Annotated in this window: 13 protein-coding genes and 1 other annotated feature; of the genes, 6 read left to right on the top strand and 7 right to left on the bottom strand. The window is 48.3% G+C overall.

Features of this window, described 5'->3' with window-relative positions:
- Positions 1–263: 263 nt before the first annotated feature.
- The 4 genes from AC51G0_RS03065 to rluD form a co-directional block, all read right to left on the bottom strand.
- Complete coding sequence (locus AC51G0_RS03065) at positions 264–929, bottom strand: tellurite resistance TerB family protein (protein WP_496300626.1); 666 nt, start codon at positions 927–929, stop codon at positions 264–266.
- 316 nt (positions 930–1,245) lie between these two features.
- Positions 1,246–3,819, bottom strand: coding sequence for an ATP-dependent chaperone ClpB (gene clpB, locus AC51G0_RS03060; RefSeq protein WP_496300625.1), 2,574 nt, complete (start codon positions 3,817–3,819; stop codon positions 1,246–1,248).
- A 284-nt stretch (positions 3,820–4,103) separates the two neighbouring features.
- Positions 4,104–4,832 (bottom strand): peptidoglycan editing factor PgeF, encoded by a 729-nt coding sequence (pgeF, locus tag AC51G0_RS03055; protein WP_496300624.1) that lies wholly within the window; start codon positions 4,830–4,832, stop codon positions 4,104–4,106.
- A 1-nt stretch (position 4,833) separates the two neighbouring features.
- Positions 4,834–5,808, bottom strand: coding sequence for a 23S rRNA pseudouridine(1911/1915/1917) synthase RluD (gene rluD / locus AC51G0_RS03050; RefSeq protein WP_496300623.1), 975 nt, complete (start codon positions 5,806–5,808; stop codon positions 4,834–4,836).
- Positions 5,809–5,946: 138 nt separating this feature from the next.
- Here rluD and bamD point away from each other — a divergent pair, with 138 nt between their 5' ends.
- From bamD to pheA, 3 genes are all read left to right on the top strand, one after another.
- Complete coding sequence (gene bamD, locus AC51G0_RS03045; protein WP_496300622.1) at positions 5,947–6,672, top strand: outer membrane protein assembly factor BamD; 726 nt, start codon at positions 5,947–5,949, stop codon at positions 6,670–6,672.
- Positions 6,673–7,062: 390 nt separating this feature from the next.
- Positions 7,063–7,410, top strand: coding sequence for a ribosome hibernation-promoting factor, HPF/YfiA family (gene hpf, locus AC51G0_RS03040; protein ID WP_496300621.1), 348 nt, complete (start codon positions 7,063–7,065; stop codon positions 7,408–7,410).
- Positions 7,411–7,797: 387 nt separating this feature from the next.
- Positions 7,798–7,919, top strand: a sequence feature (Phe leader region).
- Between the two features lie 290 nt (positions 7,920–8,209).
- Positions 8,210–9,388, top strand: a complete 1,179-nt coding sequence (gene pheA / locus AC51G0_RS03035; RefSeq protein WP_496300620.1) for a prephenate dehydratase — start codon at positions 8,210–8,212, stop codon at positions 9,386–9,388.
- Between the two features lie 238 nt (positions 9,389–9,626).
- Here the strand turns inward: pheA and tyrA are convergent, their stop codons facing one another.
- The gene (gene tyrA, locus AC51G0_RS03030) at positions 9,627–10,754 is read right to left on the bottom strand and encodes a bifunctional chorismate mutase/prephenate dehydrogenase (protein WP_496301857.1); all 1,128 of its coding nucleotides are present in this window, start codon (positions 10,752–10,754) and stop codon (positions 9,627–9,629) included.
- 156 nt (positions 10,755–10,910) lie between these two features.
- Positions 10,911–11,978, bottom strand: coding sequence for a 3-deoxy-7-phosphoheptulonate synthase (locus AC51G0_RS03025; RefSeq protein ID WP_496300619.1), 1,068 nt, complete (start codon positions 11,976–11,978; stop codon positions 10,911–10,913).
- A 223-nt stretch (positions 11,979–12,201) separates the two neighbouring features.
- On the opposite strand from AC51G0_RS03025, the gene AC51G0_RS03020 reads away from it, so the two are divergent.
- The 3 genes from AC51G0_RS03020 to AC51G0_RS03010 all read left to right on the top strand — a co-directional run bounded on the left by AC51G0_RS03020 (position 12,202) and on the right by AC51G0_RS03010 (position 16,485).
- Positions 12,202–13,917, top strand: a complete 1,716-nt coding sequence (locus AC51G0_RS03020; RefSeq protein ID WP_496301856.1) for a LytS/YhcK type 5TM receptor domain-containing protein — start codon at positions 12,202–12,204, stop codon at positions 13,915–13,917.
- Positions 13,914–14,627 carry a two-component system response regulator BtsR gene (gene btsR, locus AC51G0_RS03015; RefSeq protein WP_496300618.1) on the top strand — a complete coding sequence of 238 codons (714 nt, stop codon included), beginning with the start codon at positions 13,914–13,916 and terminating at the stop codon, positions 14,625–14,627. The genes AC51G0_RS03020 and btsR overlap by 4 nt, the downstream gene beginning before the upstream one ends.
- A gap of 373 nt (positions 14,628–15,000) precedes the next feature.
- On the top strand, positions 15,001–16,485 hold the full coding sequence (locus AC51G0_RS03010) for a carbon starvation CstA family protein (RefSeq protein WP_496300617.1): 1,485 nt from the start codon (positions 15,001–15,003) through the stop codon (positions 16,483–16,485).
- 430 nt (positions 16,486–16,915) lie between these two features.
- Here AC51G0_RS03010 and rplS read toward each other — a convergent pair whose 3' ends face one another.
- A complete protein-coding gene (gene rplS, locus AC51G0_RS03005) occupies positions 16,916–17,269 on the bottom strand; it encodes a 50S ribosomal protein L19 (protein WP_062688029.1) in 354 nt (117 codons plus the stop codon).
- Positions 17,270–17,298 lie beyond the last annotated feature (29 nt).

The raw sequence follows: 17,298 nt of genomic DNA, 5'->3' as shown, positions 1-17,298 counted from the left end.
TTGGTCACTCAGTTCATTGATAAATCTTTCGACTTAACTTTTTCACGAGTGCCCACACAGATTGCATGGTCAAATTGTTAAAGAACAAACTGACTGGTTAGCGGCTTAAGTTGCCGTTCTCCGTGTCAGTGAGGCGGCATTATAGAGACTTTGATTCTGCTGGCAATAGCATTTTTAAAATAAATCACCAAAGAGTGTGCGACCGATTAATATTTAAACAACCATGCCAATCCCGTTCAAAATTCAACCACTTCAACCTCGCTTTATAAGTTGGCTTGTTCTTCAATTCGCAAAGCTAACTCTCTCGGCAAGGAAAGTGCATTGGCTAATTGATCCAAATACGCCTTTTCAAGAAAGTGATCCACATCGATTGCAAGTAAAGAGACGAGATAAACTTCAGATGCTTGCTCAAGGTTATTGATCTCAGCAGCAATCGCCTGTGGTTCGAGCGGTTCATCGATCCACCGACTAATCAATACCTCTACATCTTGCCCAATATTTTGCTGATTAAGCCAGTCAGCAATTGCTTGCCTTTCATTATTATCAATATGGCCATCTGCTTTGGCCGCAAACACCATGGCTTTTACCAACAACAATGACTCTGTTGAGGAAGTCTGGCTATAAGCTGGCTGCACGGCATTATCGTACGGCTGAGTAAGCGAGGTGGGTTCGTGTTCATTGGTTTGATCTTGTTTCCAGTTTTTATATGCCTGGTAAGCTAGTGTGCCAACAACCGCAGTGCCTCCAACAACGGCAGCTTTCTTACCGTATTTAGTTGCCAACTTACGGCTTTTCTTATTACCGAGTATTGCCCCCATTAATCCCCCAGTGGCAACCCCTTTCAATAGATCAGTCTTATTGGAAGACAAAGAAGAAGTATCTGTATACTTACTGGCTTGGCTCAATAACTGATCCATAAGACTTTTCATTGGCTCTCCTTACTTCCAGCCTCCCTGAGCCGCCATTCACAACTTATATAGAAACAACGAATCGGCTTCAGTAGGCGCAGATTAAAATCGATGGTTTGAATGAATAGGCAGGTTAACCCAACAAAAATGAATCGAATATGAACCTTGGGTAAAGCTAAGTAAAACAACGTAAGGAAAACGATATAAAGGCAAAGATGACTTCGAGCTGGACATGAGGTTCTGGGATACAACTCCCTGTTATATAAAAACCCCCGCTTCAAATTGAAACAGGGGTTATAAGTATCAGTTTAAAGGCGATGCCAATGTGAGCAAATGCTTATTGCCGAGCTACAATTTGCCCATCTTCAGCCACGATATCAATGGCTTTTCCGGTTACAAACTTACCAGACAAAATATCCTGTGCCAGCGGGTTCTCGATGTAATGCTGGATTGCTCGCTTCAGAGGCCTTGCCCCATAAACAGGATCAAACCCGGCTTGAGCGATAAGTTCTAATGCACTGTCTTTCAACACCAGCAGATAATCTTTCTCTGCCAATCGCTTAATAAGGCGAGCAATTTGAATATCAGCAATATTCTTAATGTGCTCTTCGCCCAGAGGATGGAAAACAACTGTTTCATCGACACGGTTAATGAACTCAGGGCGGAAATGATGGCCAACCACTTCCATCACCGTATTTTTGATACCTTCATAATCGAGCTCACCGAAGTGCTCCTGAATACGATCCGAGCCCAGGTTGGACGTCATGATGATGACACTGTTGCGGAAGTCGACAGTTCTCCCCTGACCATCAGTCAAACGGCCATCATCAAGTACCTGGAGCAAAATGTTAAAGACATCAGGATGTGCTTTCTCGACTTCATCGAGCAAAATCACAGAATAAGGCCGACGGCGAATAGCTTCTGTCAGGTAACCACCTTCTTCATAGCCAACATAGCCTGGAGGTGCCCCCACCAAGCGCGCCACAGAATGTTTTTCCATAAATTCGGACATATCGATCCGCACCATGGCATCTTCACTGTCAAACATAAAGTGAGCCAGAGACTTACACAGTTCTGTTTTACCCACCCCGGTTGGGCCTAAGAATAAGAATGAACCGATTGGACGGTTCGGATCAGAGAGCCCCGCACGACTTCGGCGGATAGCATTGGCAACCGCTTCGACAGCCTCATTCTGCCCGATAACTCGCTTATGCAGCGCCTGCTCCATTCGCAGTAGCTTGTCACGCTCACCTTCGAGCATCTTGGCAACTGGGATCCCGGTCTGGCGTGATAACACTTCGGCAATTTCTGCATCGGTAACCTTGTTCTTCAACAAGCTCATCTCCTGCATTTCAGCCTGGGCAGCCAGGTCCAATTGCTTTTCTAATTCAGGGATCTTTCCGTACTGAAGCTCGGACATCCGGTTGAGATCACCGGCACGGCGGGCGATTTCCATGTCGGTTCGAGCCTGCTCCAGTTCCGTTTTAATATACTGCGTACCAGATAGAGCCGCCTTTTCTGCGTTCCACACTTCTTCCAGTTCGGCGTATTCACGCTCTTTGCTATCTAGCTCTTCACACAGATCTTTTAAGCGTTTCTGGCTCGCATCGTCACTCTCTTTTACCAACGCCTGCTGTTCAATCTTGAGTTGGATAATACGGCGGTCAAGACGATCCAATGATTCTGGTTTGGAATCAATCTGCATTCGAATACTGGATGCCGCTTCATCAATCAGATCGATCGCCTTATCCGGTAGCTGCCTGTCAGAAATATAGCGATGGGATAAACTGGCCGCAGCAACAATGGCAGGATCGGTAATTTCTACATGGTGGTGGAGCTCATAACGCTCTTTCAAACCTCGTAAGATAGCGACGGTGTCTTCGACAGTTGGCTCATCCACCAGCACTTTCTGAAAACGCCGCTCTAACGCTGCATCTTTCTCAATGTACTTACGATACTCATCCAGTGTTGTTGCCCCCACACAATGCAGCTCACCACGGGCCAGTGCAGGTTTAAGCATATTGCCGGCATCCATAGAGCCTTCGCCTTTACCAGCACCAACCATGGTATGAAGCTCATCAATAAATAAAATGATGCTGCCTTCTTCCTGCGACAACTCGTTCAACACCGACTTGAGACGTTCTTCGAACTCGCCACGGTATTTCGCTCCGGCTATCAGCGCGCCCATATCAAGGGATAGTACGCGTTTATGACGAAGACCTTCCGGTACTTCCCCATTAATAATGCGCTGCGCAAGCCCTTCAACAATCGCGGTTTTACCCACTCCAGGCTCACCAATAATCACGGGATTATTTTTGGTTCGGCGCTGAAGCACCTGAATAGTACGGCGAATTTCATCATCTCGACCAATCACGGGATCGAGCTTGCCCTGCTCTGCCCGCTCTGTCAGATCAATGGTGAATTTTTCCAGCGCCTGGCGGTTTTCTTCCGCATTAGGATCATCGACTTTCTGGCCACCACGTACTTGTTCAATGGCTTTTTCGACCTTATCCGCCGTCAGTCCTTTTTGTTTCAACAATTTGCCTAAAGGCCCTTTGTCGTCAACCGCCGCCAGAATAAAGAGTTCTGAAGAGATATATTTATCTTTTCGCTTTTGTGCCAGCTTATCGCACACATTCAGGATCATGCCCATACCATGGGACAACTGCACATCACCACCAATGCCACTGACTTTGGGCAGGCGATCCAATAACTCAGATAAGCCGGAACGTAATTGGGAAATATCGACATTCAGCATCGTTAACAACGGGCGAATCGTGCTGCCATCCTGATTGAGCAACGCCACCATCAGGTGGGTCGGTTCGATATACTGATGGTCTCGCCCTAACGCCAGCGACTGTGCATCAGATATCGCCATTTGAAACTTGCTGGTAAATCGGTCAAGACGCATAAGTCCTCCATATCTCATCATTTCTCTCGATAGATATGGTGGTACAAGAAGTACTTTTCAACCAATCTTTAATCACATTCTTTCCACGCCGCATAATAGCTCAGTGTTCGAATAGCATAAGTCACAGGGTAAAAGAGCAATTTGCATAACGGTTATCGCCCCTATCGATAACCGCCGTAATACCACGCCGGCTACTCAATCGATTCCGTAGCCAAGCAGCCTGTTAGATACAAAAAGCCCCCGTATCACTACGAGGGCTTTACAACAGGAGTAAGCTTTTGCTTTTAGCTTTCAATCCAAATCAATGAGGCTTGTCTGCCTGTCACCCCTTCTCGCCGGTATGAATAAAAACGCTCCGGATCACCGAACGTGCAGTATTCACCACCGTAGATATTTGTAACACCGAACCGTTGCAGTCGTTGGCGCGCCAACAAGTACAGATCGGCAAGCCATTTTTCACCGTATGGCTTAAACGCCTGCTCAGCCTGTAATTGCTCGGCAATAAACTGTTCCCGTACCTCACTCCCTACTTCAAAGGCATCAGGCCCAATAGCCGGCCCGAGCCAAACCAGGATCTGATCGGCAGGTACAGTAAACTTTTCCAGGGCAACTTCAATGATGCCATCCGCCAAGCCTCTCCAACCTGCATGCACTGCTGCAACCTGGGTACCGGCAGTATCACAAAGCAATAGCGGCAAACAATCTGCTGTCATCACGGTACAGGCGATACCCGAGGCTTGGGTATAGCTACCGTCAGCATCAGGAACCACCGTCAGCGAAGCATTCAGATCAAGAACCCGGTTGCTGTGGATTTGGTTCAGCCATGCAGGCGAATCCACCAGCCTCAATTTCTGTTGTAGCTGGGTTCGATTACGTTGGACATGTTCTGTCTTATCCCCGACGTGCAAACCTAAGTTCAGCCCCTGATAAGGCTGTTGGCTCGCCCCTCCCAAACGGGTGGTCGAGACGGCTTTGACATTTGCAGGTACTGGCCAGTCAGGGACAATGAACATATCAGTAATCGTCCTCGTGGTGCTCTTCTTTGTCTTTGCGCAGAATGTTAATCATCGCAACCATATCAATCGGAAGCGGTGCATGCCATTCCATCAGCTCGCCTGTAATCGGATGATCCAGGCGCAGCATACGTGCATGCAGAGCCTGGCGATCGAAAGCACGTAGCGCTTGGATCAGCTCATCAGAGGCATGGCGCGGTGGGCGCGGACGACCACCATATATCGCATCCCCTACCAGCGGGTGAGCCAGGTAAGACATATGAACGCGGATCTGGTGGGTTCGGCCTGTTTCAAGGCGAAGTACAATACGCGTGTGCTCACGGAAATGCTCTGCCACACGATAATGGGTAACCGCTGGCTTGCCCAGTTCATGTACAGCCATGCAGATACGCTTGGTCGAATGACGGCCAATCGGCTTCTCTACCGTACCGCCACCGGTCATTTTACCCATGGCAATCGCTTCATACTCACGGGTGATTTTACGCTTTTGCAGCGCACGAACCAGGCGAGTCTGAGCTTGAATAGTTTTAGCCACTACCATCAGGCCAGTGGTGTCTTTATCCAGGCGGTGGACAATACCTGCACGTGGCACTTCTGCCAGCTCAGGACAATGATGCAGCAGCGCATTCAATACGGTACCATCGGGCGTACCCGCTCCTGGGTGCACAACAAAGTCTCGCGGCTTGTTGATCACCAGGATATGTTCATCTTCATAAACAATATCGAGCGGGATATCTTGGGCTTCCCAGCGAACTTCATCTTCGACTTCAGCCTGGACGAATAGCTCTTCACCACCCATCATTTTGGCACGGGGCTTGTTAACGACTTCGCCGTTAACTGAAACCATACCATTCAAAATCCATTCTTTGATCCGCGAACGCGAATAATCTGGATATAATTCAGCAAGAACCTGATCAAGTCGTAGACCTAACTGGCTCTCATTTACTGTATTTGTTAACTCAATTTGCTGTGCCATAGCGAACTTTTTCAAAAAGCGTGGGACTAAACGTCAAACGCTGCGTAAAATAACATAATAGTGTCATTGTATCTGTTAACGGCTCTGTCCGTAATGGATCCACAGAAATAAATTTTTATCAAGGAAACAGACACCGCAATGAAACGCCTGACAATTACGACTTTTCTTGCCGTTGCCATTCTTTCAGGCTGCTCAAGCACTGAAGAAGTTGTGCCAGACATTCCACCATCAGAGCTGTATACGACGGCTCAACAAGCGCTACAGAGTGGAAGCTGGGTAACCGCAATCGAGCGACTGGAAACACTGGACTCACGCTACCCATTTGGCGCCTACTCAGAGCAGGTACAGCTGGATCTGATTTATGCCTATTACAAAAATGATGATTTAGCCCTCGGTGAGGCGACTATCGATCGCTTTAACCGCCTGAACCCGGCCCATGAGAAAGCAGACTGGGTATTGTATATGCGCGGCCTGACCAACATGGCGCAGGATCGCAGCTTTATGCACGACTTGTTCAACATCGACCGCCACGATCGGGATCCTGAACCTTCTCGCAAGGCATTCCGAGACTTCAAGCGCCTGCTAGAGCGCTACCCTAACAGCCACTATGCCGCTGATGCCAAAGCCCGAATGACGTCCCTAAAAAATCGTCTTGCAGACTATGAGCTGGCTACCGCCGATTTTTATATACGCCGAGAAGCCTGGGTGGCCGCAATTAACCGTGCGCAGCTTATTCAGAGACAGTATCCGGACACCCATGCAGCCCGCCAGTCACTCGAGCTAATGGCTATTGCTTACGAAAAGCTCGGCCTGCAAGAGCCACTGGAACACACTCAACAGCTCATTGCCCTAAACCCGCAATAAGCCGTGGTAATAGCCCTAACGTAAAACAGCAGCCCAAGGGCTGCTGTTTTTTTATATTCTAAATCAATTTCTCATACGCTTTCGGTGCAAAAGCCACTCAGTAAGTTCATTGAAAAGTGGGCAATATTCACTCAAGTCTTTGTTATAGCTCGAATTAGTTCCCTAGTTAGCACCAGCCACCAGCGTTCCTAATTCCTTCATACTGCCCTAATTAATTCGCTCTCGACAAGCACTTTCGTCAAACTTTTTTGCAACAAACAAAGGTCGATCACAGATTTTTTCTGGACATTGTCGCAAGCATGCAAATGTGATTTGCATCACATTATTCAATCCTGATTTTAGTAATCTGAAGTTAACCCAACGAAGGGTAGCAAAAGAGGAAAGATAATTATGACAGTAAACATCACCGGTAAAAACCTTGATATCACCCCTGCTATCCGCGAACGTATTGAGTTTAAATTCAAGAAGTTAGAAAAATACCAAGTTCCACTAATCAGTAAATATGCCGCTATCAGTACAGAACCAGGCAAGCAATTTAAAGTTGAAGCATCTGCTGCCATTCCAGGAGGTCAACTCGTCGCCTCAGCAGAGCATGATGATATGTACGGTGCCATTACTGAGGTATACCAGAAACTGGATCGCCAACTGAATAAACAAGCTCATAAACCAACAGCACGTCGCGCCAGCCATAGCAGCAAACCCGGGGTTGAAGAAACAGAAGAAGAAGCTGAAGCATAATTATTTAAGAGGATTACAGGGGCTGTTGACCTTTCAGCGCCCCACCTGTAGAGCTTAAAGAAACCTCAGGCAAGGCACGAAGAATGATATTTAGCCAGCTAAATAAATTCTGAGTAACGCTGCATGAGGTTTTTTTAGGTTCTACCCAAAGGGCTAGGGCCATTTTTCCCGTTAACTGCGTTGTCGGTATATCAATATAGATTACTATCAATGAATACCTCCGCCTTGTTTCCGGAAAAAATGACCACTAGCAGGAAAGGCGGTGAAAGATAAACAGCCCCTTGACAGCCCTGCTCTTGCAGGGCTGTTTACATTCTGCTTGACAAGGCCTTAGCGGCTGAATAATGTTGAGTCATATTCATCACAAAACACACAGTTATTGGCAATGCGATTACTTAACCTGTTTTTCTTTAGCTTCTTTTTTATGTCACCTTAATGGGGGCTATTCGTTACGCAAGAAACAAGCTAAAGACGAACAGACAGCCTCCTCTCCAGGGAGGCTTTTTTATACCCAAGCAACCTCAAGATACATGTTACAGCGGGCGTTCCTAGGTACTCAGGCAAGGCATTGATTTAAAGATATAGTTGCTCTACATCAAAAATCAATAACGTAGAATGCGTGCCTAGCAATGCTCGCCCTTCGGGAGTGAGCCAGCACCTTCACTTCGGTGTCAAATGTGCTCGAAAGGACCTGTCATTCCTTCTCACATTTTCCTTGAATTGAAGGGGCTGGCATCACTCTGAAATCCTGTATATTGAGGTTGCTTGGGTATTAGTTGCAGACAGACAGGGATTAACAATGACAGAGCAACAGTATTCACTGGACGACATCAGAAAAAATGTCAGCCGTATCGACAATGAGATAATCAAACTGCTGGCAGAGCGCCGCCAACTCAGCCTGGAAGTCGCGAAAAGCAAAATCCAGACAGCCAAGCCCGTCCGGGATCAAACCCGAGAGCAAGAGCTGCTGTTACGACTGATCGAAACAGGTAAGAGCGAACAACTCGATGCCCAGTATGTTACTCAGATCTTCCATACCATCATCGAAGATTCTGTCTTGTTCCAGCAGGCCTACCTGCAAAAGCTAACCAATCCAGAGAGCCTGCAGCCTGTTGCCCGGGTATCTTTTCTTGGCGCCAAAGGCTCCTACTCCAACCTGGCCAGCCGTAACTACTTCAGCAAGAAACAAACCAAACTGGTTGAGATCAGCTGTTCAACCTTCCGGGATGTATTGAGTGTGGTTGAAACCGGCAATGCCGACTATGGTGTCTTGCCAATTGAGAACACCAGCTCTGGCTCCATTAATGAAGTGTATGATCTGCTGCAACACACCAGCCTGTCGATTGTGGGAGAGATCACCCAACCGATCGAGCACTGTCTGCTAACCGCTGTCGATACGACAGTTGATCAAATAGATACCCTCTACTCTCACCCTCAGCCACACCAACAGTGCAGCGAATACCTCCACTCTATGGGAAAAATCACCCAAGAATACTGCTCTAGTACGGCCGAAGCCATGAAGATGGTTTCAGAGCTGAAACAGCCAAATATCGCCGCTATCGGCAATGCCTCAAGCGGGGAGCTGTACGGCCTGACACCATTGAAAACCAACATTGCCAACCAGCAGGAAAATTTCACCCGCTTTATTGTCGTCGCGCGCAAGCCTGTGGAGGTCACCTCACTGATCCCGGCCAAAACCACGCTGATCATGTCCACTGCCCAGAAAGCAGGTTCACTGGTGGAGTGCTTAGTCGTGCTACGTAACCTCAATATCAATATGACTAAGTTGGAATCACGCCCTGTCATTGGCAACCCATGGGAAGAAATGTTCTATGTGGATGTCGAAGAAAACCTGAAATCAGACATCATGCAGGAAGCGCTCGAAGAGCTCACCCGATTAACACGCTTTATCAAGGTACTGGGTTGTTACCCGAGTGAAGATGTTATTCCAGTCGATCCGAACGAAGGAAAATACTAATTTTCTGCAGTTCTAACTGGCTTAAATGCGTCTATATCATGTTTAACATAGGCGCACTATCAAGATCGAAATTGAGAAAGCATGAAGCGTAATCTTGCGCTGACAGTAAGATCAAAAAAGCGAGAGTCAGCAACTCTCGCTTTATTCTCGCCTCTCGGAGCGAAGCGTAACTCGCTTCAAAGGCGAAGCCTCAAACGCATCTTACACGCAGTGTAAATACGCCTCCGAGGCGCAGCCTCTAGCTTCTGTGTGTTGAATCGTTCGCCTGTCTAAGCAATCCCTGGCTCTCGATTAAAAAATGCTGCGCATAGTCCCCAAACCAATGCTCTACCTGGCCAAAGGCCTGCTTGAAGGCTTCTTTGTTTTGGCTATCTAGCATCTCAATCGCTTCACCAAACCGCTGATGGAAACGTTTGATCATATCCAGGTTCTGCGGTGAAGACATAATAATGTCAGCGTATAACTGGGCATCCTGAGCAAACAGACGGCCCACCATTGCCAGCTCCAGGCGGTATATCGGTGAACTTAGCGACAGCAACTGTTCCAGCTTCGGATCTTCTTCCGCAAGATGGACACCGTACACAAACGATGTAAAGTGACGCAATGCCTGGATCAACGTCATCCCCTGATCATGTTCGATAGCACTGATCCGGTTCAGGCTGGCTCCCCAAATTTGCAGCTGTTCCAATAACCATTGGTAGCTTTCCGGGTTGCGTCCATCACAATAGGCAACCACCTGTTTTGCCAGGCTGGCAATGTCAGGGCCGAACATCGGGTGCAAGCCAACCACCGGCCCGCTGTGAACTTCTAGCATCGCCTGAAGCGGACCACTTTTCACCGAGGTTAAATCGGCCAAGATGCAATCCTCAGGCAAATTCCCCAGCTTAGCGATCACCGCTTCAGTCAGGTTAATTGGTACCGAGACGACCACCATACCGGCATCAGCCAGCATCTCGTCAGCACGCTCCCAGTCCTGGCTACCCAGTTTACGGACTTTATAACCTGATAATTCAAACAGGCGACAGAAGAGTCCACCTAGCTGGCCGTAACCGCCGACGACCACAATTGGGCGTAGTGCCGGCTTCAGGCACTTAAAGCCAGAGTCGTTTTCACTGGCATAAGATTCACGCATGGTACGGCGTAGGATATCTTCAATAAGATCCGGCGGTACCCCTTTGCTTTCTGCCTCATGACGGCGTGAAGCCAGCATAGCCGCTTCACGATCTGGGGCATAGATCGGCAAGCCATGTTGACTTTTAACATGACCGACTTCTTCTACCAATGCCAGACGGCGAGCAAGCAGCTCCACCATCTGCTGATCAACATCATCGATTTGATCTCTCAATTTACTCAGTTCAGCAACCATGATTTTGCGATCCGTATTAATTCTGCACTTATTTCGCCACAGTATTTCCATCAACGTTCCAGAGACAGGCAACCGGTACAGCTCTCACTGTACCGGTTTGTCAATAAAGTGCTGATGAATAGCTACCTTACCCTTAATGACACTGTAATCGTGTTGTTAGTTTCGCCCCGCCAGAAACGGTTTCAGTTCTTTATGAGAATGGCGAAGTAATGTTTCCGTTGCTTCCCAGCTGATACAGGCATCGGTAATCGATACACCATAAGCCATTTCTCCACGCGGCAAGTCAGCGCTTTGATTACCTTCGTACAGATGGCTTTCCAACATCATACCAATAATCGATTGATTACCTTCGTGGATCTGGTGAATCACATCTTCAGCCACCAACGGCTGGCGACGGTAGTCTTTTCTCGAGTTAGCGTGGCTACAGTCTATCATCAAGGACGGAGAAAGGCCTGATGCTGCCATCTCGTTTTCACATTCGGTCACTGAAACCGAATCATAATTGGTCTGCTTACCGCCGCGTAGGATCACATGACCATCCGGGTTGCCTTGGGTGTTGAGTAAGGCAACCTGACCCTCACGGTTAATCCCCATGAAGCGGTGGCCAGATGCCGCTGCTTGCATCGCGTTAATCGCAGTGCCCAGGCTACCGTCGGTGCCATTTTTAAAGCCAACAGGCATCGACAGGCCACTGGCCATTTCACGGTGGGTTTGAGACTCCGTGGTACGCGCACCAATCGCAGCCCAGCTGAACAGATCCCCCAAGTACTGAGGGCTAATTGGATCCAGCGCTTCAGTTGCCAACGGGATCCCCATTTCAACTAAATCAATCAATAGCTGACGGGCAATATGAAGCCCTTCTTCAACTTCGAACGAACCGTCAAGATGCGGGTCATTAATCAGACCTTTCCATCCCACGGTTGTACGCGGTTTTTCAAAATACACCCGCATCACAATATACAGCTGATCGCTCAGCTCTTCCGACAACTGCTTTAACTTCACCGCATAGCTTTTTGCTGCTTCAATATCATGGATCGAACATGGGCCACATACCACTAGCAAGCGATGGTCGCGCTTATGAATGATGTCGGCAATCGTCTGGCGGGATTGGCGAACAAAATTCAAGGCTTCGTCGCTAACTGGCAACTTGCTCCGTAGTTCTTTTGGCGTGATCAGGATGGATTCATCTTGGATATGGACATTATTCAGCTGGTCTTTTTGCATGTTGGCTTCCCTGTAATTATTCAATAATCAACTAATTTAATGAGGTTAAAACAGGATTGCCCTGCTACATGGCATCACCATAACAAGGGATTTCCTCCCTTGGCAATAGCCTGTAAAGAAAAAACACCACTCGTAAATAATTATTTACACTACAGTGTTTTTGGCTATCGGCATCAAAGCCAGTTACCATAATTGCAATGCCCACTCGCACAACCTTATGGCAATGGAACTTATATTTTCTCTTCTACAGCAGCTCAGTGTATATTTGGTTATTGCTTACCTGCTAAGCAAAACCCCGCTGTTTATGCCGATCACCACTGTCTCAGGACGATTATCACAACGCTTTTCGTGCTACGTTCTGTTTACCCTCTTTTGTATTTTAGGCACTTACTTCGGACTTCACATAGAAGATGCCATTGCAAATACCCGTGCGATTGGTGCTGTCATGGGTGGTTTACTCGGCGGACCGGTTGTCGGCTTTGCTGTCGGGCTCACTGGCGGCATGCATCGCTACAGTATGGGAGGCTTTACCGACGTTGCCTGTGCTATCTCAACCACCGTTGAAGGGTTGATTGGCGGCCTGATGCATAGCTACTTTGTCCGCCGCGGGCAAAGCGACCAGATATTTAAGCCGTTTACTGTATTTACCATTACCCTGGTAGCAGAGATCGTGCAGATGTTCATTATCCTGATGGTGGCTGAGCCCTTTGACAAAGCACTGCACCTGGTGAGCGCTATTGCATTGCCGATGGTCATTGCCAACTCCGTCGGCGCCGGGCTATTTATGAGTATCATTCAGGATCGAAAAACCATTTATGAAAAATACTCTGCGGCATTTTCCAGCCGGGCACTCAAAATTGCTCAGCGCTCAGTTGGGATCCTAAGCCAAGGGTTCAATGAAGAAAGCACCAGGGAAATCGCCAAAATCGTTTATGAAGAAACCGGGGTTGGTGCCGTGGCAATCACTGACCGCGAGAAAATTCTGGCTTTCATTGGCATCGGCGACGATCATCACCTGCCAGGCACTCCTATATCTTCAGGCTATACCCGCCGGGCCATCGACGGGTGTGAACTGGTGTATGCCGATGGCTACGATATTCCTTACTGTTGTTCGCTACACCAGAAATGCAAGCTGGGCTCGGCACTGGTGATCCCGCTCGTTGGCGGTAACAACGAAGTGCTGGGTACGATCAAACTCTATGAGCCAAAGCGAAAGCTTTTTTCTACCGTGAACCTGACTCTTGGTGAAGGGATCGCCAAATTACTGTCCAACCAGATCCTGACTGGCCGCTATGCCCAGCAACAGGCCCTGCTTACCCAGGCAGAGCTGCGCCTGTTGCAGGCTCAGGTTAACCCCCACTTTTTATTTAATGCCCTAAATACCATTAACTCCGTGGTGCGGCGCGATCCGGATAAAGCCCGCCAGCTGATCCAGCACCTCTCCCAGTTTTTCCGCCGTAACCTAAAACAAAATATCGAAACCGTTACGCTCGAAGAAGAGTTGCTGCATGTCAACGCTTACCTGGAAATTGAACTGGCCCGGTTCTCGGACCGACTTAATGTCGACATCAACGTGGCACCAGAGCTGCTTAATATCAAACTGCCGACGTTTACCCTTCAGCCGTTGGTTGAAAATGCGATAAAACACGGCACCTCTTCGCTGCTGGATGATGGTAAAATAACGATCCACGGATACAGCGACAGCACACGCATCATTCTTGAAGTGGAAGACAATGCTGGCAACTACACACCGGTCGGCGAGGAAAGTGGATTAGGGATGAAGATTGTAGATAAGCGCCTGAAAAACATGTTCGGCCGACAGTTCGGGCTAACAATGACCTACCAGCCCCACGAATGGACCCGAGCCACGATCACCCTACCCGCAGACGCACAGCAGCATACCAGCGCAAACGGAACTAATGGAGAAACCGCCGCATGATCAAGGCACTCGTCATCGACGACGAACTTTATGCTCGAGAAGAACTCATCGACTTATTGCAAGAAAGCGGTGAGGTTGATGTCATCGGCGAATGTAGCAATGCGATTGAAGGGCTAAAGAAGATCAATGCATTAAAGCCGGATGCCATCTTTCTTGATATTCAGATGCCGCAGATCACTGGCATTGAGATGCTCAGCATGCTCGATCCGGATACCATGCCGAAAGTCGTCTTCGTCACCGCCTATGATGAATACGCCCTTAAAGCCTTTGAAGATAATGCCTTTGACTACCTCCTTAAGCCCGTAGAAACTTGCCGCTTAGAAAAAACTATCAAGCGATTAATAAAGGAATGCCAAAGCCAGGACTACTCACCACTAGTGGCAGAAATGCTGGAATTGATCCCTTGTACGGGCCATAACCGGATCCTGCTGCTCGACCCGGCCGATATCGAAACGGCGTATACCGATCTTTCCGGCGTCCATATCATCACCAAAGACACCAAGGCCACCACCCAGCTGACCTTAAAGGTACTGGAAGAAAAAACGCCGCTGATCCGCTGCCATCGCCAGTATCTGATCCATCCGCAGGCTATTCGAGAGATCAAACTACTTGAAAATGGATTAGCCGAAATCACCACCCAGTTCGGCCACCAGGTTCCCGTTAGTCGGCGTTACCTGAAAGAGCTAAAAGATCGGTTTGGCCTGAGCTAACCGCACAGCCACTCACCTCACAATCTCGACCGCTAAGGTATGCTCTGTACCTTAGCTCTCATTTCCCGCTTCTTCTCTCTTTTACTTCACCAGCGCTTCAATTAAATAAAAATCAATAGCTTAATAACAACCTATGTTGTTTTACCTGTTCTTAAAGCTGAATGGTTACTGACTGAAATACCGCTCAGCCGACTTATCGACCGCTTATCTCGCCATACAACCACTCACTGCTTTACCACGTGCATCTGTTCACCAGCCCCTTAAGATGACAGCAATTAAAAGAAGTTTTGCGAGTGTTTGGCCGAGGGTGTAAAGGCGCGATAGCCGCAAAGCAATACAACTGGAAGTCTAATCAGAATAGAGAGACAAGAGTATGACCTGGTTCCTGATGTGCGTTGCAGCATTGGTAGGTGGTTACTTCATCTACGGTGCATTTATCGAAAAAGTGTTCGGCGTAAACGAAAAGCGTCAAACCCCTGCCTATACCAAGCAAGACGGCGTTGACTACGTGCCAATGTCAAATAAGAAAGTTTACCTGGTGCAGCTACTGAATATTGCCGGTGTCGGCCCTATCTTCGGCCCGATCATGGGTGCGCTGTACGGCCCTGCGGCGATGCTGTGGATTGTATTGGGCTGTATCTTTGCCGGTGCAGTACATGACTATTTCTCGGGTATGCTATCGATTCGTAACGGTGGTGCATCTGTACCGACCATCACAGGCCGCTACCTGGGCAACGGTGCAAAACACTTTATGAATATTTTTGCCATCGTACTGCTGCTACTGGTTGGCGTGGTATTCGTATCGGCACCGGCGGGCATGATCACTAACCTGGTCAACGAGCAAACCGGCATGGGGATGTCAATGACCACCATGGTTGTGATCATCTTTGCCTACTACATCATCGCGACGATTGTACCGGTTGATAAAATCATCGGTCGCTTCTACCCGCTATTCGGCGCCCTGCTGATCTTCATGTCTGTCGGCCTGATCACTGCGATTGCCTTCTCAAGTGAGCATACCCTGCTTGGCGACTATGAGATGAGCCAGATGTTCACCAACATGAACCCGAATGACCTGCCGTTATGGCCTGCGCTGTTCATCACTATCGCTTGTGGTGCTATCTCAGGCTTCCACGCCACCCAGTCACCACTGATGGCACGCTGCATGGAGAACGAAAAGAACGGCCGCTTTATTTTCTACGGTGCAATGATTGGTGAAGGTGTTATCGCGCTGATCTGGTGTGCATTGGCCCTGTCTTTCTTCGGCTCTGTTGACGCGCTGCAAGAAGCTGTTGCCAACGGCGGCCCGGGTAACGTGGTATATAGCTCTTCTATCGGCCTACTAGGCGTATTCGGTGGTATCATCGCTTTCCTAGGCGTGGTTATCCTGCCAATCACCTCAGGTGATACTGCATTCCGCTCAAGCCGCCTGATCCTGGCTGAATACTTCAACATGGAGCAGAAATCACTACGTAACCGCCTATTGATGGCCATTCCACTGTTCATTATCGGTGGCATCCTGACTCAGGTTGACTTCGGTATTATCTGGCGTTACTTCGGCTTTGCCAACCAGAGCACTGCGGTAATGATGCTGTGGACGGCTTCAGCCTACCTGCTACGCCACAACAAGCTGCACTGGGTAACTACGATTCCAGCAGTATTCATGACCACGGTATGTATTACCTTCATCCTGAACAACAGCCAGCTTGGCTTCGGTCTTCCAATGACCGTATCTACCATTGCTGGTGTGCTTGGTGCCCTAAGCATCGCAGGCTATGTTATCAAGCGTTCTAAAGGCAAAGGTGAAATTGACCTTGCCGATGAAGAAGAGGCCAAAGGCAAACTGGAAACGGCATAACGTTTCCTCCCTTCCCCTTACTACCTGAAACCAGCCAGCCGGCTGGTTTCTTTTTTCCTGCTGACGGTGTCCCGCTCGTTGCCTATCAAGTACATCTTGTCAACCCTATATCCCGTCCATAGGTGAGTGAGCAGTGCCAACCTCCTAGCCAAATCAGGCGACTTCCGGACTGTTGAGAGCGACCTGGTTAATTGTTGAAGATGGGTACTGCTGTCTTTCTAGTGATTCTAACTATGAAAGCTCTACCGCAATAGTAAGGATTTTGTAGCCGCAAGGATGAGCTGCTACTTATAGTGTTTGGTATATGGATGGCAAGAATAATAACGATAAGCGCTCGCTATTATCCAGGAACCAGGATCCCGCCTCTGTTTTTGCAAAAAAAAAGCCCACCTTTCGGTGGGCTTTTTCAATAAACGTCATACGTTTAAGATTACTTGCGAGCAAGTTTCTCTTTGATACGTGCTGCTTTACCAGAACGCTCACGTAGGTAGTACAGTTTGGCACGACGTACTAGACCACGACGCTTAACAGTAATGCTGTCAACGATTGGAGAGTGAGTTTGGAACGCACGCTCAACGCCTTCACCGTTAGAGATCTTACGAACAGTGAATGCAGAATGTAGACCACGGTTACGCTTAGCGATAACCACGCCTTCGAACGCCTGTAGACGCTCACGGTCACCTTCTTTTACTTTAACCTGAACAACAACAGTGTCGCCCGGTGCAAAAGTAGGTAGGTCTTGTTTAAGTTGCTCGTCTTCGAGCTGCTTGATGATGTTACTCATTGGTATACCCTAGAATAAACTGATACTAA

The organism is Photobacterium sp. HL06, from assembly GCF_059552575.1.
This window is presented reverse-complemented; position numbering and strand designations above follow the sequence as displayed.

Coding starts and splice junctions, on each gene's coding strand:
- AC51G0_RS03065 (WP_496300626.1), bottom strand. CDS start 929: ATGAAAAGTCTTATGGATCAGTTATTGAGCCAAGCCAGTAAGTATACA.
- clpB (WP_496300625.1), bottom strand. CDS start 3,819: ATGCGTCTTGACCGATTTACCAGCAAGTTTCAAATGGCGATATCTGAT.
- pgeF (WP_496300624.1), bottom strand. CDS start 4,832: ATGTTCATTGTCCCTGACTGGCCAGTACCTGCAAATGTCAAAGCCGTC.
- rluD (WP_496300623.1), bottom strand. CDS start 5,808: ATGGCACAGCAAATTGAGTTAACAAATACAGTAAATGAGAGCCAGTTA.
- bamD (WP_496300622.1), top strand. CDS start 5,947: ATGAAACGCCTGACAATTACGACTTTTCTTGCCGTTGCCATTCTTTCA.
- hpf (WP_496300621.1), top strand. CDS start 7,063: ATGACAGTAAACATCACCGGTAAAAACCTTGATATCACCCCTGCTATC.
- pheA (WP_496300620.1), top strand. CDS start 8,210: ATGACAGAGCAACAGTATTCACTGGACGACATCAGAAAAAATGTCAGC.
- tyrA (WP_496301857.1), bottom strand. CDS start 10,754: ATGGTTGCTGAACTGAGTAAATTGAGAGATCAAATCGATGATGTTGAT.
- AC51G0_RS03025 (WP_496300619.1), bottom strand. CDS start 11,978: ATGCAAAAAGACCAGCTGAATAATGTCCATATCCAAGATGAATCCATC.
- AC51G0_RS03020 (WP_496301856.1), top strand. CDS start 12,202: ATGGAACTTATATTTTCTCTTCTACAGCAGCTCAGTGTATATTTGGTT.
- btsR (WP_496300618.1), top strand. CDS start 13,914: ATGATCAAGGCACTCGTCATCGACGACGAACTTTATGCTCGAGAAGAA.
- AC51G0_RS03010 (WP_496300617.1), top strand. CDS start 15,001: ATGACCTGGTTCCTGATGTGCGTTGCAGCATTGGTAGGTGGTTACTTC.
- rplS (WP_062688029.1), bottom strand. CDS start 17,269: ATGAGTAACATCATCAAGCAGCTCGAAGACGAGCAACTTAAACAAGAC.